This is a genomic window from Chryseobacterium sp. R2A-55 (assembly GCF_021401085.1).
Classification (GTDB): Bacteria; Bacteroidota; Bacteroidia; order Flavobacteriales; family Weeksellaceae; genus Kaistella.
Window position 1 is genome coordinate 109,602 of sequence record NZ_JACBFP010000001.1, and the last position, 25,882, is coordinate 135,483.

Genomic DNA, 25,882 nt, shown 5'->3' on the forward strand with positions numbered 1-25,882 from the left:
AGTTCTAAATTCAACCAATTTAATAACGGTTGAGCATTTTCCTTAAAAACCCTTTCCACACAAAAAAATCCGTTCCAAAACTCGTTGAAACGGATTCTTTATTTTTAACTCCGGCAAAGAAATTACTCCGAAATCGTCACCTTTGTTCCGTTCGTATGCGCATTCATCTGCGGAGCATAATAATTCTGCAAAATCGCAATTCCATTGCTGAATATTCCAGATGCGTTGCAAATGTAATCGTACTCGAAGACATATTTTCCTTTCGGCATTTGCTGGATGTAGAAATTCATGGAAGCGTCTTTCGTGGATTGGTAATACCCCAAGTTATTTTTCCACTGATAACCGGAAATCACATCCAATGGTTCGAAACCTGCTGCCCGCATATCTTTCAGATGGATGAATTCCATATTCCGATCGGTATTCAGAATCATTCTCACGGTCACTTTGTCGCCCACTTTTAAGGGGAAGTTTTCGGTGATTTTGATCAGTTCCTCCCCGTTTGTGGTTTTCACTTTTTTATACAGTTCTTTGGTGATTGAAATGTAATTTTCAGAAGATTTTATTTTATCCAAATTCTCATAATATTGCCAGAACAAGCCGCCCTGGACAATTCCCGGACTGTTTTTTTTCACGGTGATTGTCGCTAAATCTTTGTTGATTTTTTCTTCTTTCAAAGTTTGTTTCAGATACCCAGTTGCTTGCGTTTGTGGTTGCAGGGATTTTCCGCCCCAGGAAATTTCGGCTTTATCGCTTTCGTTTCCAGTCCAGGATTTTCCGGAATTTAAAATCGTGAAAATCACTTCCGCTGTTCCGCGCGAAGTTCCCCAGGAATTGACTTCCTTCTGAGTAATGAGCCAGATTTTCATTTCCTCAATCATTGCCGTTTCATTAGGAGTCAATTGATTAAAAGCCTCCAAAGCTCCTGCATGATTTACGGTTTTTGAAGAATACCATCCCCAATCGTCCAGGTTTTGTTTCCAATACATTCCCTGAGTTTTGCTTTCCGTAGAGGTTTCCTTCAAATACGTCAGGAATTTTTTTGAAACCTCTTTTAATCCGTAATCATCAAATAAAATCGCCAGTCGGTGCAGTCCGTAGAACGTGAAATCAGTGATCTTTTCTGTCTTCGCTTTAGCAATTACTGCATTTTTGAGCGCAGTTCCTTTCTGTCTTAAAGGATACTCTTTTTCCCAATAATTTCGGGTATCCAGGTAATCTAAAACATAATTATTTACTACGTATTTCTTATCAATTTCTCCGTATTTGTAAACTTCTGAATCAACATAGCTGATCAGTTTAGAAACCATGTCTTTCTGTTCCGAACTTTGATCATCTGCCCAATTTCCTTTCAGCCATCTATTGATTCTGCCTAAATTTTTCAGGATATACAGCGATGTGTGATACGAACTCGGATAACCTTGATACCAGGAAAATCCGCCATCCGGATTTTGCAGCTTTTTCAGCTCGTCCCAGTCGGTGCTGATGGAATTTCGCATCGTGTTCGCATCAAACAATCTCGCCAGTTTGCGCATTTGCTCCTCCTCATTTTTACTTTCCAAAACCCACGGCGTTTCTTCCAACAGCAGTTGTTTCAGTTCCTGATTTTTTTCCAGATTGGAAGTCAGCAAACCTTTGCTTTGGTATTCGTCAAAAACGGTTTTCAGTTTCGGATTCGCTTTAAAGATTTCCGATGCCAAAACATCTGCAAACCATTTGTTGAAGACCACATCCGCAGAACCATGGGTGTCGTTTTTCAAGGTTGGCAAAGCAAAGATTATTTCCCAAATCGGATTCGTCGTCAGTTCCAAAGTATTGGAAAAATTAGTTGCCGTGGTAGAAGTATTTTTCGCCAGATTTTCCAGCACGAAGGTTTTGGTTTCGCCTTCCTTCACAAAAACCGGAACGGCATCTGTAACCAACATCCTGTTCGGTAAAACCGCTATTGCTGTTTGTTCTCCATCCGAGAAATCACCGGCTTTGGCCACGATTTTCAGGATGATGGAAGAAACATTATTCGGAACTTTCAATTTCCAGTTCACTGCTGCGTTTCCATTTTCTTCTAAATTAAATGTTTTCTGAATATCATTTAAATTAAATTTCCCTGAAATATCGTCATTGGTAAAAGCATCCAAAATCTGCAGTTGCGCTACTCCATTCAGTTTTTTATTCACCAGACTCGAAATTTTCGACTGCAGATTCAGTTCATCGCCTTCGCGCAAAAATCTCGGGTAATTGGGCGTTACCGAGAACTCTTTCTGGGTAACCACTTCTTTTTCCAAAACTGCAGCTCTTGCATCTTTGGTGTGTGCCAGAAACATCACTTTCCATTTCGTCAATGCTTCCGGAGAAGTAAATTCAAAATTCACATTTCCCTCTTTATCGGTTAAAAGATTTGGGTAGAAAAACGCGGTTTCGTTCAGGTTTTGGCGTACTGGAATTTTTTCTAAATCTTCAGTTTTCTTTCTGGCTAATCCTCCAATTATTGCAACTGCTTCAATATCTCGACTTTTACTAATTGTATCCCTTGTGATTTTCAAACCCGCAACTCTTCCTTCCAGTTTGTTTTCTGGCATTGATGAAGGCATAGAACTAAGTCCACGAACAATAATTCGATTTTCGTAAATTCCTCCGGTAAACCAATTAAACTGCGGAAATCTGATCCACTTCTGATTGAAATATTCAGCTCTTTTATCGTAAGATTTCTGCTCCAGATTCTCATTAATCCCATAAGAATTCATGATGAAATATTTTTGATACAATTTTTGCCAGGAATATTGATTTACAGCAAAATTGTCCAAAGATTTGTCATACATATTCGCCAAAACTTCGGCGTTGATTTTTTCTTTTTCATCACCTAAAACTTTCACCGTCCATTTTTCTTTTTGGCCGGGTTGCAATTTATCGCGGAAAGTCACTGTTTCTATGCGCAATGGTTTTTTGTCAGATTCTATTTTCAGATTCACCGATTCGGTTTTCACGTCATTAAACGCTACTAATTGGAACTGAACGTTGATTTGGTCAATGCTTTCATCTTTCGGAAACGCCACTTCATATTCTAAAACCCCGTTTTTAAGCGATTTTTGTTCCGTCACTGTTTCACCTTTTCCATTCTGAAGATAAACATTCAGCAAAGCGTTTGGCACTGCGGAATACACATAGATTTTCGCCTTTTCATTGCGCTGAAATTCCGCTTTTGACTGGATTACTTTTAAGAAAGGTTTCTGGGAATGTGCCAAAGATTTTCTATCATAAACTTCAAATGTTTTTTCCGTTCTTATCGTATCTTTTCCTTCGATATTAAAGAGTTCCAGTCTGTATCTGCCGGCGGAAAGCTTGCCTAAATCGAGAGATTCCTCATTGTTCTGAGATTCCGTAATGACTTTTTCAACCCGTTCCTCTTTTTCCTTTTTGTCAAAGTAATCATGCGGAAATTTTTGAATAAATTCTGCTTTCGAAAATTTCGGCAAATCCTGAATTTCACGTTCAAAATTGGTTCTGAAGATCCTTTCACCGGAACTCAGTTTCGACAATTTCACTTGGTAGAATTTCTTTAAATTCTGGTCGTTGTAATTTTTGGTTTCCACCTTTAATTTTAAAGGTTCATCCGTGAAAGTGTCTTTAATGTCGTCGGTTTTGATGTAATGCGAAACCGATGCGACTCTCACGCTTTCCGTGGCAGACTGCGTTTCGCCGTTGATGTCGGTCACCGAAGCATTTATTTCATATTGATCCACCTGAATTCCGGATAAAGTCTCGTCTTTTTCCAAATCAATTTTGATGACGAACTCACCTTTTTCATTGGTTTTCACTTCACCTAAAATCGAGTTCTCGTTGTCATTTGAGCGTGGATATCCCCAAAAATACCTCCATCGGATATCCTGTTTCTTAATCTCATAATTCACGGTTGCATTGCTTAGAGAAACTCCGGAAAACATGATTGCTTTTCCTTTCATTTCAATGGTTTGTCCGTATTTGTACTCGTCTTTTATCGGCTCAAAAGTCACTTCGAATTTCGGTCGTTTGTATTCTTCAACCTGGAAATATTTACTTCCTTCAATGGCGAAGTCCGATTTTTCATCATCGCTGTCAACTTCAATACTAAATTGACCATTCAATTTTCCCGGTGGAATTGTAAAACTCCCATGAACAGAACCAAAATCATTAGTTGTCAATTGTTGTCTGCTGATTTCTTTGCCATTCACATCATTCAGAACTACATTTAATTTAGACTTTGGAACCACGTTTTCTGTTTGGGTTTTTCCACCAAAAGCAGTGGCAATCACTTTGAAGTAAACGATTTGTCCAGGTCGGTAAATCGCTCGGTCCAGGTAAATCTGGGCTTGCTCACGATCTGCAATTTTGTTTTCGCCAAAATAATTATTTCCATAAACCTGAATCAAATTAAAATCGTTGGTTTTCGGTTGCTGAACTAGATAATAGCGGTAATAATCGTTGTCTTTAGAAACTTTAAATTTAAAATTCGCCGTTTTGTCGGAAGCAGAATTGTATGTATTCATAGAAGTTCCACGGGAATATTCAAAAATTTTCAATGGTTCATCCGAAATGTAAATTCCGTTTTCTCGGCTCACGATTTTCAGCTGATTATCAATGGATTTGCGGTCATCTTTTTTCTCGTAAATCAATCTGGAATGGGTAGAAATAAAATAAAAATTGTTCTGAATCGAATTATCCACCACATATTCCGCCAAATAAATTCCGGAAGGAAGCGGTTTTATCTCCAAAGAAGTGGTGTGGTTTCTATAATCTTTCAAATCCTGAAGTTCAAAGGATTCCTTTCTCACCAAAGATTTTTTCACCGCGGAAAAAGCATTCTTATCATAAGAATTGGAAACATATTTCAGGAAATTCAGCACATTATCTTTTACTTCATATATATTTAATGAAAATTGAGCCACATTTTTCGCCTCGGCAACCAAATGAATCGGAAGATTTGCCTGGGTATGCGATTCAAATTTTATCGTCAAAACAGGCTGTATTATTTCATTCTCTTTATTTTTTATGTTGTTCAAAAAAGTGGATTTTGGGAAATCTCTTTTTGCAATTTCTGCCCAATTTATCGCTTCTCTATTTTTCTGTTCTGCGGTGAGCAAATCCATTATTTCAGCGGCAATTTGAACTTTGTAATCGCCTTCTGTTGATGATCGATAAAGATTTTGAAGCTGAGGAATTTTCTCCTTACAACGGGAAAATTCACAGTGATTATTCAGTTTCTGATGCTGAAAATAAAGTTGAGAATTTCCTGTATTTTTTGCAATTAGGTCGTCATAAATCTGATCGATTCTTGACTGATTTTCTTTTCTTTCATTCGGTGTAAAAAAATTGTCGTTTTTCAAAAACTCCGTTTGCTTCACGGCGTTCCAATCAAATAAAGTCGGGAAATATCCGAAATCGCCTCCACCTTCGAAAATCGCTTTGTATTTAGCCAGCTGAATCTTCTGTAAATCTGCTTTCTTCACTTCCAGATTTGAAAAATGTCTGGCTAAATAATTCTTGAAATCCAGTTTGCTCCAGGTTTCAATCTGTGCAAAATCCTGATTATTGAGATTGGTTCTTTGGTTGATCTCCCATTGATTTTGACGGTAATAACCTATGAAAAATTCGCCCAAAAGAACGTCATAAACTAACTTTTGTTCCCCTTTCAACTGATTTCTGAAAGTGGAAAGTTTGGTGAAAAACTGCGTCGAAGAATCGTTTTTTTCATCATCTGTGGTTTGGTTCACAATGCTGAATTCCGCTTTCAGCGAGCGTATCAGCTGATTCGCATTGTCATCTTTCATGGCTTGTTTCTGGATTTCTAAAATAATGGGAAGATTCGATTTGAATTTCCCGGTTTTATAATTTTCGGCTACTTTATTCCATTGATCGTCGTAATATTTTTGCCCAAAAAGTGGCGTGAACATAATCAGCAAAAGGAAAATCGTAAAAATGGAGGTGGTTTTTTTCATATAAATTTTTCTATAACTGGGAGAGAGGTATTCAATTGCGATTAAAAATCCGGCGGTTTCTCGCTTGATGCGTGATAAAGCGCATATCTACAACTGATGTGATATTGAATTTTGAAAATGGTTAAATTTGCATTAATGCAGCCATTAAAATTACTAAAAAAATACGTTATCGACGGTCAGATTTACGTTTCTTTAATGGGAACATTTTTGGCGGTATTTTTCATGTTGGAGCAAAATGTGTTCCGCTTCCCCACTATTGTTTTGATTTTCATCACCTATTTTAGCGGATATCTTTACACCAAATACCAAGGACGCAAAATATTCCGCAGTATTTTGATATTCAACGTTTTTTGCGGCATCATCTCGATGATTTTGATTTTCATGAATCATCATGAAATCCGGATCTTCAAATGGTTGGTCATTGTCACTTTAGGCTTGCTTTACAACAGTGTTTTTCTGGCATCCTTCATCCGAAAAATACCGCTGCTAAAGGTTTTCTATGTTGGATTAACATGGGCGTTGATCAATTCATGGTTAATCCTTCCGCAATTTCATTTTACGATATTCCTGATCAGTTTGCTTTTGGTAACCGCTCTGGTTTTGCCATTCGATATCCGCGATATGAAAGAGGATGAAATCACCACTTTTCCAAAATTAATCGGCGTTCAAAACACCAAATATTTGGCATATTCTTTGGTTTTTGTGAGTACTGTGGTAGCAATGGAGTATTTACAACTGCAGTTTGCAATTGCTTTTTTTATGACTTCTGTTTTTACATTCATCCTCATTTATTTTTCCGAAAACTCTAACAGGGAATCTTACTTTTCTTTTTGGGTAGAAAGTCTGAGCGGTTTTCCACTTTTAATTCATATTATAATTTTATACCTTTCGGGATCATTAAATTGATAAAAACGGCTTCATTGAAACTTAAAAGTCTAATATTTTTTGTTCTCCTTATCAATGGTTTTTCTTTTTTTTCAGCACAGGAAAAAAAAGACTCCGTGTACACCAAAATCGAGGAATTCTCTGACAAACGGAAGTTCACCAAATTTCTGCACAAATTTATTTTCAGAAGGGAGGCAGATTCGGTTTCGGTGAAAACAAATGAATCTGAACTTCAGCGAAAAATCTACCAGGGGAAATTCATCGGGAAAATCACCTTTGAAACGGTGGATCCATTTGGTGTTAGCAGTTTTGAGAAAGCTGAAGACAGAAAATGGTATGACCGGCTTGCGGATAAAGTGCACTACGAAACCAGAGCTTCCACCATCAAAAACTATTTGCTGTTTAAAAATGGTGAAAAATTCAATACCCAAAAAATCTACGAATCCGAACGTTTACTCCGTTCGATGTATTTTGTTAATAGGGTAAACATCGATGTAAAAAACAGCAAAACCTCGAAGGATTCAGTTAATGTGCACGTGAAAGTGTTGGATTCATGGAGTTTGGTTCCACATCTAAATTTCTCTGGAAGCGAGATTGGCGGCGGACTTTCTGAATATAATTTCTTGGGTTTGGGACATGAACTGAATTTGGAGCATATCGTAAATTTTCAAGATAAAACGAATTATCTTTCCGGAGGCTACACTGCAAATAATCTTTTTGGCAGCTTTATCAACGCACAAATTGTAGGAGAAAAGGACTTCGAAAAAAATGAACGGATCAATCTGACGGCAACCCGGGAATTCTTTTCTCCACTGACACGGTGGGCAGGAGGATTTACTTTCGAGTTTTTCAAGCGGAAAGTGGGATTGCCGATGCAAAATACCGCCACCATTCCCGAAGTCCAGATTAAAGTGTTCCGGCAAAATCTCTGGAGCGGTTATCAGTTTCCGATATATGATGCCGATAACGGCAGGATCTCGAAAAACATAGCTGTTTTAGGCAGGTTTCAGAATTTCCAGTACAAGGACCGTCCGCAAATTGATTCGGTAAACTTCTTTAAAAATTCTACCAGCTTTCTGGGATCAGTGGTTTATACGGACCGAAAATTCTCAGTTCAAAAAAATGTCTTCAGGTACAATCTCCAGGAAGATATTTCTTATGGCAAATCCTTAGGAATCACTTCGGGTTTCCTGGTGAGAAACGGGAATACCAAACCTTATCTAGGAGTTTCTGCTTCTTTGGGCGAAATCAAAAGTTGGGGATATTACAACATCAAACTTCAATTTGGCCATTTTTTCGGCAACCGTGTAAGTGGTGAAAACCAATTTAGGTTTGACGGCACATATTTCAGCAACCTTCATCACTGGAGATTTGCTCAGATCCGTCATTTTTTTTCGCCCACCGTAGCAATTGGAAATGATGAGGACCAAAACTCCTACACTAACCGGATGAACCTCTCCTCTCCGAGTGAATTTCGGCCATTTGATCCAGATTATATCGGCACGAAAAAAATCGTGCTGCGTTATCAGTTCCAAATGTTCATCAACAAATCATGGAAAAATTTTCATTTCAGTCCCTACTTTTCTACCGCGGTGGGCTGGCTTTCAACTTCCAATGATTCATTTTTCAAATCGGCCACTCATACCCGGTTTGGAGTCGGACTTCTTTTAGACAATCCATACTTGGTTTTTAACCGAATCCAGCTTTCGTTCATGTATTACCCGAAAGTTCCGTTTGGCAACAATTCCCTATCCGAATTCAACCATTTCCAAAATTCCATGATGCCAATGAGTTCGTTCTCCACCGAAGTTCCAAAATTTGTGAATTTTGCGGATTAGGCGACTGCAGGTCAAACGAATCAAAATTTAAAACCACAAAAGGAATAAAATGTACCCGCTTTTGACACAAAAATACTATTCACAAGATCGTAAAGGCAGAAAAACTTAAAAAAATCTTCTGTTTTTTTTTGTGTTCTCCAAAAAACATAATGCGAATATCATGGAGCATCGTTTCATGCCGAATTCTTTTGTGACTTTTGTGGTTTAAAGGATTTTTGCCATTTATATGCGTTTAACCTGAACCAACTGTATTTCACTCAAAATACAAATTGAAATCGCTATATTTACCCAAAATTTTGGGGATGGAAAACTTTGAATTTTTGAAGCAGAACCTGATCAAATTGATCAACGAAAGTTCTGACCGTAAGCTGATTTTCAGAATTTGGGAAATAATGATTTCCAAAGAAGATACTGCTGCTTCCGGACCCCATTTTTTTTACGAATCCGAAAAACCATTGACCGGGGAACAAATCAAAAAAGGTGAGTTTCAGAGAGGAGATGAAGCAGAAAAACACTTTCATGAATGGCTAAAAAACTGATTTGGTCGCAGAATGCGAAAAAAAATCGTCAAGCGATTTTGCACTTTTGGATGGACAGAACAAAATCCAGAAATTATTCGTCAAGATTAAACGAATTATTTAAAATCTTGGTAGAATTCCTATATTCCGGAATCCAAATTTCAGGTAAAAAATTTCGTGGGAAACCAGCAAGAGCTTACTGCATTTTAGATAATGTCCCTTCAGAAAATGTGGATATTCTTTTTATTTGGGATACCCGGCGAGATTCGGATGAATTGTTGAACTTGGTAAAAAATTTCAGTTAAATGACCATCCAAAAGCTATCCCTCACCAACTTCAAAAACCACTCGGAAAAAACATTCGAATTTTCCCCTGAAATCAACTGTTTTGTGGGAAATAACGGTGTGGGAAAAACCAATATTCTGGATGCGCTTCATTATCTTTCAGTCGGCAAATCTTTTTTGGGAAACACGGATCTGAATAATATCATGATGGGTGAAAGTTTCTTCACCATCGAAGGTGAAATTTTTGATGGGGAGAAAGAAAATATTATCAAAATCCAACAACCGAAAGAAGCCAAAAAAATCATCCGGAAAAACGACAAAACCTACGACAGAATTGCTGATCACATCGGTTTTTTGCCAAGCGTGACTATTTCGCCGTATGATTCCAACCTGATTTCCGATTCCGGAGAAAGCCGCAGAAAGTTTTTGGATTCCATGATTTCTCAAACAGACCGGGAATATCTTTTCAATCTCATCCAATATCAAAAAACTGTTCAGCAAAGAAATGCGCTGCTAAAATCCTTCGCAAAAAGCAGATATTTTGATCATGAAAATCTAGAGATTTACAATGAGCCACTGATCAAGTTCGGAACGAAAATTTTTGAAAAAAGAAAGGAATTCATTTCCTCCATTTTACCTCTTATTCAGAATTATTACGAAATCATCTCCAATGGAAAGGAAAAGATTTCAGTGATTTATCAGTCTGACTTACAGGACAGTCCGTTTTTAAATCTCCTCCATGAAAATTTGGAGAAAGACCGGATTTTGACCTACACTTCGAAAGGAATTCACAAAGATGATCTGCTTTTTGAAATGAACGGTAATCTGCTGAAAAAAATCGGAAGTCAGGGACAGCAAAAATCATTCTTGGTGGCCCTAAAACTTTCGCAAATGAACAGAATCAAGGTAATTACGGGTAAAACACCCATTTTATTACTCGATGATATTTTTGATAAACTTGATGATTCCAGAGTTTCACAACTGATTGAGCTGGTCAACAGAGAAAATTTCGGACAGATTTTCATCACCGATACCCACAAAGAAAGGACAGCAAACTTGGTAAAAAAAATCAATGAGGAATCGAAAATCTTTGAAATAAAATAATAATTAGAAAAACCAGTCTGCACAGACTAACAAAACAGAATTATGGCCATACTAGTAACAGGAGGATTAGGTTATATCGGTTCCCATACCGTGGTGGAGCTGCTGCAAAATGATTTTGAGGTGGTGATTGTGGATGACTTATCCAACTCGGAAAGGTTTATTCTGGAAAATATTGAAAAAGTATCCGGAAAAAAGCCCACTTTTTATCCATTCGACCTGAAAAGAAGGGAACTCATTAAACAACTTTTAGATGCACACTACATCGAGGGCTGCATCAACTTTGCCGCATTCAAAGCGGTTGGCGAAAGTCAGGAAAAACCACTGGACTACTATGAGAACAATCTTTTCACATTGGTCAATCTGCTCCAGGAATTTAAGGAAAGAAATATTTCAAACTTTATCTTCAGTTCATCCTGCACAGTTTATGGACAAGCAGACCAACAGCCGATTGACGAGAATACGCCACTAAAATTGCCCGAATCTTCTTATGGCAAGACCAAACAAATGGGTGAAGAAATCTTGAAGGATTTCGCGATCGCACACGCAAAAAGAGTTTCACTTTTGAGATATTTCAATCCGATCGGGGCGCATCCCACTGCACTTTTGGGTGAATTGCCTATCGGAATTCCCAATAATCTGGTTCCTTTTGTGACGCAAACTGCGGCAGGAATCCGCGAAAAACTGAATATTTGGGGAAATGACTATCCCACGGAAGATGGAACCGCAGTTCGGGATTATATTTATGTGGTGGATCTGGCGAAAGCACACGTGAAAGCATTGCAGAAACTCATGAACACCAAAGAAGAAACGAAAATCGACATGTACAATCTGGGAACCGGGAAAGGTTCTTCAGTTTTGGAAGTGGTTCACGCTTTTGAAAGTGCAAACCAAATAAAAGTTCCTTATCAAATCTGCGATCGAAGAGCTGGAGATATTACGATTGCTTACGCAAATCCGGAAAAAGCGGAAAAAGAACTCGGCTGGAAAGCGGAAACCACTTTGCAAGAAGCCTTGAAATCCACCTGGAAATGGCAGAAATATCTGGAAACAAGAAAATAACCACAAATTCGAAGTTTAAAAATTGACATTTGCCCAAATCATTCTTCCACTCAACCTGAAAGGAACTTTTACTTACAAAGTTCCCGATGTTTTCTTCAATGAAATTGAAGTGGGGATGAGGGTTTTGGTACCCTTTCGGGGGAAAAAAATCTACACCGGAATTGTGGTGGAAATCCACCACACGGAGCCCGAACTTTTTGTTCCAAAAGAAATCATCAGTATTTTGGACGAGTTCCCCATTCTACCAAATGAGCAAATTCGCTTCTGGAACTGGCTTTCCGAATATTATTTCTGCAATCTGGGCGAAATTTACCGATTTGCTTTTCCGTCTTCCCTGAAGTTGGAAAGCGAGACCTACCTTAAATTGAAACCCAATGTAACAGTTGATTTCGAGCTTCTGGATGTGAATGAAATGTATTTGATCCAGGCACTGGAAGTTCGGCAATTGATTAATCTGACGGAGATTGAAGCGTTTATTCCGAAAAAGAATATGGTGAAAACCATCAATTCGCTGATTGATTTGCAATATATTGAAATCGACGAAAAAATAGCTGAAAAATATAAAGCAAAAGAGGTCGCCTATCTGAGAATAGAAGACAGCATCTTAAAGCGGAACCTCCCCGAAATCCTTTTGGATCTGAAACGTTCACCGAAACAGCAGGAGCTCTTTCTGTCCATTCTGGAAAAACAGACCGAACATCCTGAAAAACCCATCCGTAAATCTGAAGTTTTTGATGAAGGAAATTTTGCTCATCCACAGCTGAAATCACTTTTGGAGAAAGGCTTAGTTCAAGAATATTTTTTGCAAAAAGACAGATTGGAAGCATATTCCGGCGAAATGGAGGAAATAGAGAAACTCACAGATTACCAACTGCAGGCGAAATTGGAAATCGATGAAGCCTTTAAGGAAGGTAAGAATGTTCTGCTTCACGGTGTGACTTCTTCCGGAAAAACACATATTTATCTGGAGAAAATTCAGGAAGCCGCTTCCCAGGGAAAAATCACACTTTTTCTGTTGCCGGAAATTTCCCTGACCAAACAAATTGTTCAGCGCCTCGAAAAAAAATACGGAAAACAGCTCGGCTTCTATCATCAGAAACTTACTGATTTTGAAAGAGTTGAAGTTTGGCGGAAAGTTAAAAACAATGAACTGAAAATCTTAATCGGGACCAGAAACGCATTGTTCCTTCCATTCCAAGATTTAGGTTTGGTCATTGTGGATGAAGAGCACGATTCCATGTACCGGCCAAGAGAAGTTTCCCCTTACTTTAATGCAAAAGATTCTGCTTTGGTTTTGGCAAAAACTTATGGTGCACCGGCGATTCTCGGCTCTGCAACGCCTTCGGTAGAAACCTATTATCTGGCGCAAAAAGACAAACTGAAATATGTTTACCTTGGTGAAAGATTCGGCAGCGTGAAACTTCCTGAATATCAATTGATTGATTTTAAAGAAGCTCAGGAATTAAAACGAATAGTTGGAAATTTCACGACGGAAGTTACTGAAGAAATCCAAAAAGAACTGGACGCGAAAAAACAAATCATGATTCTGCACAACCGGCGCGGATATGCGAATGTGGTGGAATGTGAAAGTTGTGGTTTCGTGCATTATTGCTCCAACTGCGATGTGGTGATGACCTACCATAAATTTTCTGATGAGATGAAATGCCATTACTGCGGACAGAAAGCGAATAAACCAAAATTCTGCCCCAAATGCCATTCGGAAAAGCTAAATGTTCGCGGAGTCGGTGTGGAGCAAATTTTCGAGGAAATTTCAAAGATTTTTCCCGATGCTGAAATTGACCGAATGGACGTGGATTCCATGCGGAAGAAATTTGCCTACGAGAAATTATATGAAAAAATCGAAATTGGTGAAACCGACATCATCGTTGGGACCCAAATGATTTCCAAAGGTTTGGATTTTGATAATATTGAGTTGGTTGCCATTCCGAAAGCGGATTCATTGCTTTATGTTCAGGATTTTCGCGCCGAAGAAAAGGCGTATCAACTCATTACCCAGATCTCGGGAAGAGCTGGGAGAATTTCCGGAAAAGGCAAGGTAATGATTCAGACCTACAATCCCCATCATTCTGTATTTCAGATGATTAAGGAAAATGATTCTGCCAAAATCTATAATCATTTTCTGGAAGAACGAAAAAAGTTTCTATATCCACCGTTTGTGAAACTGATTCTCATCGAGTTAAAACACCGCCGCGAAGAAAAGGCGAACCGTTCATCGCAGTTTATGGGGTCTATTTTAAGGAAATACCTTCCCGAAGAGTGTATTTTGGGACCCGAAAAATCACCCATTTCAAAAATAAATCTTCTTTATCAGTATCAAATTTTACTGAAACTTCCGAAAGGAAAAAAGTACAGCGATTACAAAAATTTGGTTTTAAAAAGTTTTGAAGAATTCGACGAACTTCCAGCGTACCGATCGATAAAAAGGCATGTGTTTGTTGATTTTTAACAAACTTTAACTAAATTTACCTGGATTTATAATCCTTAAACCCTTGACTTCCAACAATATTTTATACTTTTGAGCGTTCGAAAGAAGTCATTGCCATTGACTTTCTTTAATTTAACCCCTAGCAAATCCAGTTAATCAAATAAATAAAATTAAATGATTAGACTAACAAATATTCTAGTTTCCGCCGCCATCGCATTTTCTTCTTACGCTTTCGCACAGGGAACTTTCACTTCCAATAACTATCCTCAATCTTTAGACAATTCAGCTTCCAATACCGCTTCATCCGAAAAATTGATGACCGCCAAAGAACTGGTGGATATCAACATTAATTCCATGATGAGTGATCCGGTTTTGAGGAATGCCAATTGGGGGTTTGTGATTTTTGATCCGAAAACCAAAAAAGTGGTCAGTTCTTATAACGAAAATACGCCTCTGATTCCGGCTTCTACCACAAAACTTCTCACCACCGAAACCGCAATTCATTTGCTCGGCGAAAAATTCCGGTGGACCACCCAACTCGAATATTCGGGAAACATTGACGAAAACGGAGTTCTTCACGGAAATCTCTATATTGTGGGAAGTGGCGATCCGTCTTTGGGAACCCGAAAAGCCGGTGCTTCTTCATACAGCGATATTGTTTCTGAATTTAAATCCGCTATGGTGGACAAAGGAATCAAAAGAGTCAACGGCGATATCATTTTACAAACTGCTGTTTTTAAATCCAATAAAATGCAGACTTTGCCAGAAAATATAGTTTGGCTGGAAAATGGCAGTTATTATCTTCCAGTGGGCGGAACATATGAAATCAATCCCGCGAACGAAAGACTCATCGCAAAACAGTCCAACCCTTTTGCAGAGAACAAAAACTATTATTATATTTCTCCATACATTAAGCAAATGGTGTATGCCGATCAATTTGACGGAATCGGTTTAACTACTAAATTACCGGATGTTCCGGCCTACCTTGCCAATTCCTTCAGAACAAATCTGACAAAAAGTGGAATTCCGGTTACCGGAAAAGTGGTGACCAAAACTGTGGATCAAAATCCTGAAAAGAGAGAAATGATTGCAGCTTATCAATCGCCGACTTTGGCAGAAATCATTTATTACACCAACCAACACAGTGACAATGCTTTGGCGGAAGCCATGCTCAGAATGGTGGGATTCCAAAAAGGTGGTGACCAATCCCTGGAATCTGGAAGAAACGTGGTGATGGAACATTTAAAGGAGGTTTCGTTTGATACGGAAGGTTTGAATTATTTTGACGGAAGTGGTTTATCCAGAAGCAATACCGTTACTCCGATGTCTCAGGTGAAATTCCTGACAAACCTTATGAATGAGAAATATTTCAATACTTATTTGGAATCACTGCCCATTGCGGGACAAACGGGAACACTCAAAAAATCATTTGCAGGTACCGGAAACGGACAGATTTTTGCGAAGACCGGCACACTCAACAAAGTGAAAACGCTCGCAGGATATATGAAAACGAACAGCGGAAAAACACTGGTATTTTCTCTGCTCATTAACAATTATGCAGGATCTGTGGACCAAGTGAAGGTAAAAATGGAACAATTACTGGATCCCGCTATGAATCTTTAAACTAAATTACAAATTTATACCGAACCTTTCAATTTTAATTGGGAGGTTTTTTTTATCTTTAGCCCAAAATTATTTTCAATGAAAAAGCTATATTCTGTATTTTTAATGTTGGTTTTCGCAAATTACTTTACCCAAAATCTGGAAGCCGACATGAAAAGCAAGATCAAAAGTGAACTGGATCATTACAATAAAATGGTCACCTTCAATGTGAACCCAAATACCCTGAATTACGATATTAAATATCAGCGGCTTGATCTCAATTTGGATCCTGCAGTGCGATTTGTGAGTGGAACGGTGACGACTCATTTTGTTCCCAACCAGAATATTTCCAGCATTTATTTTGATCTGTCCAACATTTTGACCGTGTCTGAAGTAAAATACCACGGAAGCAATCTGACTTTCACTCAGTTAGCTACCAAAGAAATTAAAATTGACTTCCCGGCAAATATTCCGGCCGCGACTTTGGATTCCCTGTCCATCAAATATTCCGGAGTACCAGATACCACAGGAAGTGCAGGTGACGCTTTTACGATATCCACACAAGGTGGAACTCCTGTAATGTACACCCTTTCTGAACCTTATGGTGCACAGGAATGGTTCCCGACCAAACAAAGCATGAACGACAAAATTGATAAAGTGGATTTTAAGATCATTACTCCATCGCAATATAACGTGGCTGCAAACGGAAAACTATTGTCAGAAATCGCTATTCCAGGAAACTATAAACTCACTTTCTGGCAAACCAACTATCCAATTCCTGCCTATCTGATCGGTTTGGGAATCACCAATTACACCAAATTAAACGATACGATGGGAAATCCACCTTTTCCTTTCGTGAATTACCTGTATCCTTCTACAGCATTGAATTCCACAACGGTATCCAACATCAACTACACCAAAAATATCATGACCATGTTTGAGCAGTATTTTGGTCCCTATCCATACCGAAACGAAAAATACGGCCACATGGAATTTGGCTGGGGAGGAGGAATGGAACATGCCACCATGTCTTCGATGGGAGACTGGAGTCGGTCGATCATTGCCCACGAACTTGCCCACCAATGGTTTGGAGATAAGGTGACTTGTGGAGCGTGGAACGATATATGGCTCAATGAGGGTTTCGCTACCTTTGGTCAACATCTGGCCAACGAAAAATTGCTGATGAGCAATACTCAGTTTATGAGCTTTCTAAGTTCAGAAATGAGCTATATTACCAGTGCAACCAACGGAAGCGTTTATGTCTCAGATGCGAACCTCAACAGTATTGGAACAATTTTTAACGGCAGACTCAGTTATTCAAAAGGCGGCTACGTTTTGCGTATGTTGAAATGGATTTTAGGCGATACGGCATTCTACCAAGCGATACAGGATTATCATTCCCGTCCGAATCTTGCCTATAATTATGCGGTAACCGCAGATTTGAAAAACTCTTTGCTGCAATCTACAGGAAAAGATTTTACCGAATTTTTCAACGACTGGATCTATGGACAAGGCTATCCGACCTATCAAATCAAATGGAACCAAATGGCGGATAAAAACTTGATTTTCAAGGTTTCACAGACGCAAAGCCATTCATCAGTAAGTTTCTTTGAAATGCCTTTACCAATAAAGGTTAACGGAACCGGCGGTGAGACTGCATATTTAGTCTTAAATAACACTACGAATAACCAACTTTTTGCCAATCAACTGAATTTCACGGTGGCTTCGGTGCAGTTCAATTATGAATATCAAATCATTCAAAGAAATTCCACAGTGGCCAAAGACACTACTCTTTTGGGCGTTTCAGATCATGCCGATGCAAAAATTGCGCTTTATCCCAATCCTGTGAAAGATGAACTTTCGGTTTCAGGTATTTCTGAAAACCCGCCTTATCAGATTTTCAGCATGGATGGAAAACTGCTCAAGGAGGGAGTTTATAAGTCTGGGCAAAAAGTAAATGTCAACAAATTAGTTAAAGGAACTTATCTCCTGAAAATTGGCGAACACCAGTTCAAATTTATTAAGGAGTAAAACCATTCTGAAATTCATAAAAAAAAACTTTGCAGCAATTGCAAAGTTTTTTTGTGAGCTCGACAGGATTCAAACCTGTAACCTTCTGAGCCGTAATCAGATGCGCTATTCAGTTGCGCCACGAGCCCCGTTTTTTGGTTTGCAAATATAACACTTTTTTACGTTCTTTGAGAAATGAAACCATTTTTTTTGACCCTCATAATTGCTTTCCTGACTATTTCCTGCAAAAAAACAAATAAAGTGATCCCCGAAGATTGGGTTAAAATATCTGAAAATGTTCAGTTTAAGGATAATCAAAACTTTTTTAACTTAAAATCCGGAAAATTTGAATATCACATTTCAAAATCCCAATTACCACTAAAAAAAGTGATACTGCTAAATGCAAGTTTGGTGGGATATTTCAATGAATTGGGATTGCAGGACAAAATTATCGGGATTTCCAGTCCGGAATACGTGTTTTCACAAAAAATCCATCAATTACTTGATGCGGGAAAAATCCAAAACATAGGAAACGAGCAAAAGTATGACGTGGAAAAAATCATCGCCCTGCAACCGGATGCCATTTTTACCAATTATATAGCAAGCTTTGACAACACTTATGAACTGCTGAAAAAAAATGGAATTGAATTGATTTTCCTGGATGAATATTTAGAACAGGATCCGCTGGCTAAATCGAAATATCTGTTGGTTTTTGGGAAGCTCTTCGATCGCGAAAAAAGTGCGGTTTCGAAGTTTGAAGAAATTCAGAAAAATTATAATTCCCTGAAATCTTTGGCGCAAAAATCTAAGAACAGACCCTTTATCTTAACCAATGAAATTTATGGAAATCAGTGGTTTTTACCAGGTGGAAAAACTAATTTCGCGATGCTGGTTGCTGATGCCAATGCGAATTACATAAATGCTGAAAATCAACAGTCAATCGCAACGCCTATGAGTTTCGAAGAAGTTTTTGTCAAGGCAGAAAAAGCGCAATTCTGGGTCAATGCAGGAAATCATCAAAGCAAAAAAGAACTTCTGCGGATTAATCCAAACTATGCCAAAATGAATGTCTTTAATAACGGCAGAATATACACCCTTACCGGAAAGGAAAAAGGAAAATCAAACGATTATTTTGAGAGCGGAATTGTTCACGCAGACCTCATCTTAAAGGATTACATCAAAATTTTTCATCCGGAACTTTTGCCGGATTATGAATTGCATTACATGAAGGAATTGAAATAATTCTGCACAGAAGAAAAACAAAAACCTATTTTTGCAGCGATCAAAAATCACCTGTAATAAACTATCAAATCATGTGGAAGAAAATCAAAAAACTAATCTATGTCTTAATACTGGCCAATGTTCTTTTCATTATTTGGGGAAAATTCTTTAACCCGCCGATCACGTTGACCCAAATAGGAGGCGTTTTGCAATATGGTAAACTGAACAGAGATTACATCTCTTATGCTGCAATGGGAGAACAGGTGAAAAAAGCGGTGATCGCTTCAGAAGACCAAAAGTTTTTTGATCATAATGGATTTGATGTGGAGGCGATCCAAAAAGCTTATGAAAAAAACAATGCCGGTAAAAAGCTCAGAGGTGGAAGCACAATTTCCCAGCAAACGGCAAAGAATATTTTTCTCTGGCAAGGAAGAAGCTGGATCAGAAAAGGATTGGAAGCCGTTTACACCTTCATCATTGAATTGGTTTGGGGAAAAGATGTGATATTGGAAAGATATCTGAATTCCATAGAAATGGGACAAGGCGTTTTCGGGGTGGAAGCAGCATCACAGTACTATTTTAAGAAAAAATCAAAGGATCTCACCAAAAGTGAAGCCGCATGGATTGCCGCCATTTTACCAAATCCGCAAAAATATGACCCCCATCATCCATCGCCGTACCTGAACAAAAAGCACAACTGGATAATGCGCCAGATGAACAATGTAATTTTAAAATAAGCTATCTTTGTTGTGTTTATGGCGTTTAAATTCAGCAATACAGAGCGTTTCAGCAATATTCTGGCGAAGTATTTCAGTTTCAGCAATGAGACCCAATCACTTGAGCCGCTGATTGAGTTTCTGCGCTCAATCCGAACAGAAAATTTCGATCATGTTCTAGATTATTTAAAGGAAAATCAAGACATTACCGACAACTTTTCAAACTATATCCTAAAAATATTCCGGCAAAAACCTTTTAATCTCTCTTTAACAGAAGCCAATATTCTCTCAGAAAACGCGTTCTATCCGGAATTGAAAAAACGGATCCTTGACAAAGTTCTTCCAAGTATCGAAAATGAAAATACCGTTTGGTATTTGGTGGATTCCGTATCTGTGCAGCCCAAAAAAGACCTCCTTTTTTTCAGCAGTTTGTCCTCCGATCAGTTGGATGAAGCGTTCAGGCTTTTAAAAATTGACCAATTTATTTCAGACCGACAGGTGATGAGCGAGCTGCTTTTCTCGCTCAATATTCTGGCCTGGAGAATCATCGGAAACGCGATGGATGTTGAAGTGGTAAACATGGCGCCTCAATATCGGAATTTGGACAATCCGTTTGTGGCAATGCAGTCTGAAATTGAGCTCTTAAACGAAAAATTCAAGGAAAATCCGGATTTTCTGTTATCTTCGAAAGACGAAATCTACAAGCAAATAAAAATTTATTTGGAGCAATGTTCTGAATTTGTTTCAGTAGCTTTTAAGAATTCCAGTACATATGGGATTTCCGGAAAGATTAACCAAGCACTTTTGAAGATTCGCCAACAATTGAACCGAATGAGCGACATCCTTTCGGTGATGGTCATCGATGAAGAAAGCGACCTATTAAAGAACTCTAAACAACTTTTTTTCAATATCCTGCATTACAAATCGAAAAAAAATAATCTTCGGGAACTATTTGTAGAAAGCACTACCCTGCTTTCACACCTGATCACGAATCACACGGCAGAAACCGGTACACATTATATCACCTCCAATTCCAGAGATTATCTGAAGATGTTTCTGCGTGCAAGTGGCGGTGGAATCATTGTGGGTGCGCTCTGTGTACTTAAAATGCTGTACAGCTATTTTCCGGGAAGCGATTTCTCCCATGCGTTTCTTTATGCCACGAATTATGCCATGGGATTCATCATGATTTATCTGATGAGTTACACTTTGGCGACCAAACAACCGGCAATGACCGCCGCTACGATGGCCAAAGTATTATCCGAAGACAAAAACACCCGCAAGAATTATGTGGATTTCGCACATTTGGTTTCCCGGGTTTTCAGATCACAGTTCATCGCATTTATGGGCAATGTTTTGCTTGCTTTTCCGGTTGCGCTTGCCATAATCTATGGACTCGATGTATTATTTAAGGAAAACTTTGCCGTGGAAAAATCAGCGAAATTACTTAACGAGCTGGATCCAGTTCACTCCAAGGCAATCCTTCATGCAAGTCTCACCGGCTTTTATCTGTTTCTTTCAGGCCTAATTGCGGGAAATGTCGGAAACAGTTTGGTGTTCTACAAGTTGCCAAAACGCATTGAAAAAAACGTTTTTCTCAATTATTTTTTAGGTACAAAAGCCGCGAAAGGGATTTCAGAATATTTCGCCAAAAATTGGGCAGGAATCATGTCGAATTTCTGGTTTGGAGTATTCTTGGGAGTTACCGGTCCGATCGGGCTCTTCTTTGGTCTGGATCTGGACATTCGGCACATCACTTTTGCATCCGGAAATTTTGCACTTGGACTTTATGGCGCGGGTTTTTCAGTTTCCTGGGGAACTTTTTGGATCTGCCTCATTACCGTTTTTATCATTGGTTTCTTCAATTTTGCGGTAAGCTTCGGACTGTCCATGATCTTGGCATTCCGTTCCAGAAGCCTGAATTTTGGCGAATTGACAGCGATTTACAAAGAGATTTTTCGGTATTTCATAAAAAACCCATTCCGGTTTTTCCTTCCTATCCGTTCAGAATTGGATGAAAGTGCAGATGAAATGATCAGCAATACGGTGGCTACAAAACGAGAAGATCGCTAATATTTTCGGCTCCAAATTTTTCCTGAAACTTCTTTAAAAAAAAAGATTTCCGCAACCTGAAATCATTTTTAAGCAGTGGTGACTTAATTCTTATTTCCAGAACTTTAGACTTCAAATTAACCGAATCAATTTCAGCAAAAAGAGCGTCATTCAAATATTGGTGGAGAAAATCCTTGATTTCAAAAGCAAGCAGTTTGTCCTCAAAACCGTAAATTTTCGCAAAAGATTTCACGAGTTCTGAAGACTGGAATTCCCGCTTTTTTTTCATGGCTCTTTTATCGGTTCATGAATTCCAGCACGGAATCCGTGATGTATTTCAGCTGTTCCTCATCCAGCTCGGTATGCATCGGAAGTGAAATCACTTCCTCTAAAAGTTTGTCTGTATTTGCGAAATCTGCATCATTGCTTTCTTGATAATACGCCTTCTGTTTTCTGAGCGCTACAGGATAATAGATCATCGCGGGAATCTCTTTTTCTGCAAGGAAGTCCCGAAGCTCATTCCTTTTTCCATTAAGGATTCTCAAGGTGTACTGATGGAAAACATGGGTGGAATGGGCAGCACGCTTCGGAGGCAAAATATTTGGATGGTTGGCGAAAGCTTCGTCATAAAAATCGGCAGCTTTCCTTCTGGCATCATTATAAGCATCCAAAAGCGGAAGTTTTTTTCTGAGAACAGTCGCCTGAATACTATCCAATCTGGAATTCACGCCCACTTCATCGTGGTAATATCTTTCATACATTCCGTGGTTCACGATGCCACGGATTTTGTGGGCAAGTTCATCATCATCGGTAAAGATCGCTCCACCGTCACCATAACATCCCAAATTTTTGGACGGAAAAAACGAGGTGGTTCCAATAATTCCCATTGAACCAGACTTTTTGGAAGTTCCGTCTGAAAACGTGAAATCCGCACCGATCGCCTGTGCATTATCTTCAACCACAAACAGATTATGTGCTTTTGCAATGTTCAGGATTTCCTCCATATTAGCACATTGGCCGAAAAGATGAACCGGAATAATCGCTTTCGTTTTATCGTTAATTGCAGCTTTCAATTTTTCTGTATCGATGGTGAAAGTGTCGTAATCCACATCTACCAAAACCGCTTTCAGCTTTAGCAAATGAATCACTTCCACAGTTGCAGCAAAGGTGAAATCTGCGGTAATCACTTCGTCTCCTTCTTTCAAATCAAGCGCCATCAAAGCGATTTGCAGCGCATCTGTTCCGTTTGCACACGGAATCACGTGCTTTACTCCCTGATAATTTTCCAGTTCATTCTGAAAAGATTTTACTTCGGGACCATTGATAAATGCTGCGGAATCCACCACATTCAGAATGGCATTATCTACTTCGGACTTTATTTTATAGTATTGACTTTGAAGGTCAACCATCTGAATTTTTCTCATAAAAAATATTTGTTCAAATTTAGTGAAATTAAGGATTTTAAGAAACTAAAAAGACTTAATGTTTTTTTAAGCCTTAATAAATCTTGTTAAATTTTTGAAAATCAAAACATTATGGTATGAATTTAGCCAAGAAAAAATCAAAGAAAAAATTCTTAAAAATATAAAACCTATTAAAATCATCCTGATGCTGTTGATGTTCACCGCATTTGGAACCTCAGAATTCTTCGGACAAACCATTGAAGGATCCACGCAAACCACAAAACCGAAAAGAAAATACACCAAGAAGTCTGATGTCGTCGCTACATCAGTTGTGACCCATTCCGCCACGGAATCCACCCCTGCAATATCTAAAACAAAACCAAAGCGTACTTATTCCAAAAGCAATACTGCTCCAGCCGTGGCAACTCCTGCTCCAAATCCAAATGAACAAACTCAAACAGTTTCTGCACATCAACCAACTTATAGGCGACCTATGCAAACACCCACTGCCAAAATAGCCTATACTCCTGGAAATGGCGGAACATACAATGGACACCAGGTTTTTGTGGGACCCAAAGGCGGAAAATACTACATTAATAAAAACGGAAACAAAACCTATATTAAATAACAGAAAACAAATAATAAGGGAAAAATGCTGATTGATTTCAGCATTTTTCTTATTTTTGGTGCAACAACTCATATCTAAATTTTCATGAAAAAATTATTTATACTCCTTGTTTTGTCGGTTTTTACCTTGGTCAGTGCACAAACCGAGTTGGTCTTCGTTTTCTTTAAAGACAAACCGAACAGAGCCGCATTCTATGCAAATCCACTTACTGAACTCAACCAGAAATCATTGGACAGAAGGATTAAATACGGGATTGCGTTAAACGACCAGGATGCGCCGATTGAACCCACCTATATCCAAAATGTACGAAATCTGGGTTTCACGGTGACCGATTATTCAAAATGGATGAATGGAGTTGCAGTGAATGCCACCACCGCTCAAATCGCATTGCTGGAATCGCAACCTTACGTGCAGTCCGTGGAAAAATTCATCAAACATGGCGGCAAACCCGAACCTATGGGGACCAACAAATTTGACGAGTTCAACAAGTCCATCGGGAAAACCAATTTCAATTACGGGCAGGGATTGGCGCAAATCAACCAGATCAATCTTCGTCCGCTGCATATCGCCGGATTTACGGGAGCTGGAATTACGATTGCCGTGATCGATACCGGTTTCCCGAGGGTAAATACCGGAACCGTTTATCAAAGAATCCGGGACAACGGACAAATCAAAGGCGGCTACAACTTCGTGAATAAAAGCACCGATATCTACAATACCAACTTAAACAACCACGGTTCATATTGTTTGGGAACCATCGCAGCGTATGTAACCAATCAGTATGTGGGATCTGCACCCGATGCTGATTTCCTATTGTATGCTTCTGAAAATGCGGCAATAGAAATTCCGGAAGAGATGATCTATTGGGCGGAAGCGGCTGAAGAGGCAGACCGAAACGGTGCGGATCTAATCACTACATCACTTGGATATTACAATTTCGATGATACGCGCTACAACATGCTGTATTCCGACATGAACGGCACCACTTCTTTTATCGCCAGAACCGCGCAGATTGCGGTTGAAAAAGGAATATTTGTAATGGCGGCAGCAGGGAACGAAGCGCAAAATGCGTGGCATTATATCATCACGCCGGCCGATAACCAAAAGGTGTTCACCGTGGGAGCAGTGACTTCTACCGGTTCGAGTTCCAGCTTCTCTTCTTACGGACCGAATGCACTGGGCGTGATCAAGCCGGATGGAAGCGCACGCGGAACAAGCACCGTAATGGGATATAACAACAGTGTGACCACAAATAGCGGAACCTCTTTCGCCACGCCGCTTGCTGCAGGAGGAGTTGCCTGCTTAATCCAGGCCGCCGGAAATAAACCTTTGGCGGAAGTGGCAAATATGCTCCGACAGACAGCCTCACTGTATCCAAGCAATAATCCGCAGCTGGGATGGGGAATCTTAAACTTCGGGCAAGCTTACAACAACATCACTTTGGCGACCGGTGAAAACGCGGTGAAGTCTTCGGTAAAGATCTATCCGAATCCTGCAACTGATAAGTTCACCATCGATACGAATGATAAAATAATTTCCGTGGAACTTTTCAATACATTAGGTCAAAAAGTTCAAACGTTGAAACCTGAAAAAGTAAATCCTATCGAAAAACTGAGTCCCGGTGTTTATTTTGTGAAAATACAGACCGATAAAGGCGAAGTGATTGAGAAGCTGGTTAAGAAATAATGGTGTTTAGCTGATAAAAAAAACGGTCGGTTGTGCCGACAGCTAATCATAACTTATTTCGGATCTTATCTCCCGCAAGTAAGCAATACATCTCTTCTTATGATAAAGTGTCACCACTTTTTTGAGTTGATCTCCTTCAAAATATGGATGAACCGCTGCCGTTCGGCTGCGATCCACGTGAGGCGCACATTCTTGGATTCCAATTCCTTCACACTCTTGAGTTCGAAAAGGGTTAACCCTTCTTACTTGCTCTTAAAATTATGAAATATCTGCCGGGAAATCCCGACCTCCCGGCAGATTTTTCTCACTTTTCCTGCTGTCTGCTGGTTCTGAAGCCCCTTTAAAATTTGTGCTTCTGTCAACCATGATTTCCCTTTGACATTTCTTTTCTTAAAATTAATTCCCTAGTTTTAACCTGTCCAAAAAGGCAGCCTTGTACATAGGATGGTTTTTCTTAAAAAATC

16 protein-coding genes and 1 tRNA gene are annotated in these 25,882 nt (G+C 39.0%); 13 read left to right on the forward strand and 4 right to left on the reverse strand.

The window, feature by feature from the left end:
• Positions 1-122: 122 nt before the first annotated feature.
• Positions 123-5,966: an alpha-2-macroglobulin family protein gene (locus L0951_RS00500; protein ID WP_234108596.1), complete on the reverse strand. Its 5,844-nt coding sequence runs from the start codon at positions 5,964-5,966 to the stop codon at positions 123-125.
• A gap of 117 nt (positions 5,967-6,083) precedes the next feature.
• Between L0951_RS00500 and L0951_RS00505 the strand changes: the two genes are divergently transcribed.
• From L0951_RS00505 to L0951_RS00540, 8 genes are all read left to right on the forward strand, one after another.
• A complete protein-coding gene (locus L0951_RS00505; RefSeq protein ID WP_234108598.1) occupies positions 6,084-6,872 on the forward strand; it encodes a hypothetical protein in 789 nt (262 codons plus the stop codon).
• Between the two features lie 95 nt (positions 6,873-6,967).
• Positions 6,968-8,689, forward strand: a complete 1,722-nt coding sequence (locus L0951_RS00510; RefSeq protein ID WP_234108599.1) for a hypothetical protein — start codon at positions 6,968-6,970, stop codon at positions 8,687-8,689.
• Positions 8,690-8,991: 302 nt separating this feature from the next.
• Positions 8,992-9,228 carry a hypothetical protein gene (locus L0951_RS00515; protein ID WP_234108600.1) on the forward strand — a complete coding sequence of 79 codons (237 nt, stop codon included), beginning with the start codon at positions 8,992-8,994 and terminating at the stop codon, positions 9,226-9,228.
• 284 nt (positions 9,229-9,512) lie between these two features.
• Complete coding sequence (gene recF, locus L0951_RS00520; protein WP_234108601.1) at positions 9,513-10,595, forward strand: DNA replication/repair protein RecF; 1,083 nt, start codon at positions 9,513-9,515, stop codon at positions 10,593-10,595.
• Positions 10,596-10,637: 42 nt separating this feature from the next.
• Positions 10,638-11,654 carry a UDP-glucose 4-epimerase GalE gene (galE, locus tag L0951_RS00525; RefSeq protein WP_234108602.1) on the forward strand — a complete coding sequence of 339 codons (1,017 nt, stop codon included), beginning with the start codon at positions 10,638-10,640 and terminating at the stop codon, positions 11,652-11,654.
• A 22-nt stretch (positions 11,655-11,676) separates the two neighbouring features.
• Positions 11,677-14,121, forward strand: coding sequence for a primosomal protein N' (gene priA / locus L0951_RS00530; RefSeq protein ID WP_234108603.1), 2,445 nt, complete (start codon positions 11,677-11,679; stop codon positions 14,119-14,121).
• 153 nt (positions 14,122-14,274) lie between these two features.
• A complete protein-coding gene (gene dacB / locus L0951_RS00535; RefSeq protein WP_234108605.1) occupies positions 14,275-15,723 on the forward strand; it encodes a D-alanyl-D-alanine carboxypeptidase/D-alanyl-D-alanine-endopeptidase in 1,449 nt (482 codons plus the stop codon).
• Between the two features lie 78 nt (positions 15,724-15,801).
• Positions 15,802-17,733 (forward strand): M1 family aminopeptidase, encoded by a 1,932-nt coding sequence (locus tag L0951_RS00540; protein WP_234108610.1) that lies wholly within the window; start codon positions 15,802-15,804, stop codon positions 17,731-17,733.
• Positions 17,734-17,787: 54 nt separating this feature from the next.
• On the opposite strand, the gene L0951_RS00545 is transcribed toward L0951_RS00540, so the two are convergent.
• Positions 17,788-17,861 (reverse strand) — tRNA-Arg (locus L0951_RS00545).
• Between the two features lie 238 nt (positions 17,862-18,099).
• Between L0951_RS00545 and L0951_RS00550 the strand changes: the two genes are divergently transcribed.
• The 3 genes from L0951_RS00550 to L0951_RS00560 all read left to right on the forward strand — a co-directional run bounded on the left by L0951_RS00550 (position 18,100) and on the right by L0951_RS00560 (position 21,722).
• The gene (locus tag L0951_RS00550) at positions 18,100-18,954 is read left to right on the forward strand and encodes an ABC transporter substrate-binding protein (protein ID WP_234108612.1); all 855 of its coding nucleotides are present in this window, start codon (positions 18,100-18,102) and stop codon (positions 18,952-18,954) included.
• Between the two features lie 71 nt (positions 18,955-19,025).
• A complete protein-coding gene (gene mtgA / locus L0951_RS00555; protein ID WP_234108614.1) occupies positions 19,026-19,670 on the forward strand; it encodes a monofunctional biosynthetic peptidoglycan transglycosylase in 645 nt (214 codons plus the stop codon).
• A gap of 18 nt (positions 19,671-19,688) precedes the next feature.
• Positions 19,689-21,722, forward strand: coding sequence for a site-specific recombinase (locus L0951_RS00560; protein WP_234108616.1), 2,034 nt, complete (start codon positions 19,689-19,691; stop codon positions 21,720-21,722).
• On the opposite strand, the gene L0951_RS00565 is transcribed toward L0951_RS00560, so the two are convergent.
• Positions 21,700-21,990 (reverse strand): hypothetical protein, encoded by a 291-nt coding sequence (locus tag L0951_RS00565; RefSeq protein ID WP_234108618.1) that lies wholly within the window; start codon positions 21,988-21,990, stop codon positions 21,700-21,702. The two genes, L0951_RS00560 and L0951_RS00565, sit on opposite strands and share 23 nt — an antisense overlap.
• Before the next feature lie 7 nt (positions 21,991-21,997).
• A complete protein-coding gene (locus L0951_RS00570) occupies positions 21,998-23,125 on the reverse strand; it encodes a DegT/DnrJ/EryC1/StrS family aminotransferase (protein WP_234108620.1) in 1,128 nt (375 codons plus the stop codon).
• Positions 23,126-23,219: 94 nt separating this feature from the next.
• On the opposite strand from L0951_RS00570, the gene L0951_RS00575 reads away from it, so the two are divergent.
• Both L0951_RS00575 and L0951_RS00580 read left to right on the forward strand, forming a co-directional pair.
• Positions 23,220-23,732, forward strand: coding sequence for a hypothetical protein (locus tag L0951_RS00575; protein ID WP_234108621.1), 513 nt, complete (start codon positions 23,220-23,222; stop codon positions 23,730-23,732).
• Between the two features lie 84 nt (positions 23,733-23,816).
• Positions 23,817-25,418, forward strand: coding sequence for a S8/S53 family peptidase (locus tag L0951_RS00580; protein ID WP_234108623.1), 1,602 nt, complete (start codon positions 23,817-23,819; stop codon positions 25,416-25,418).
• Positions 25,419-25,882 lie beyond the last annotated feature (464 nt).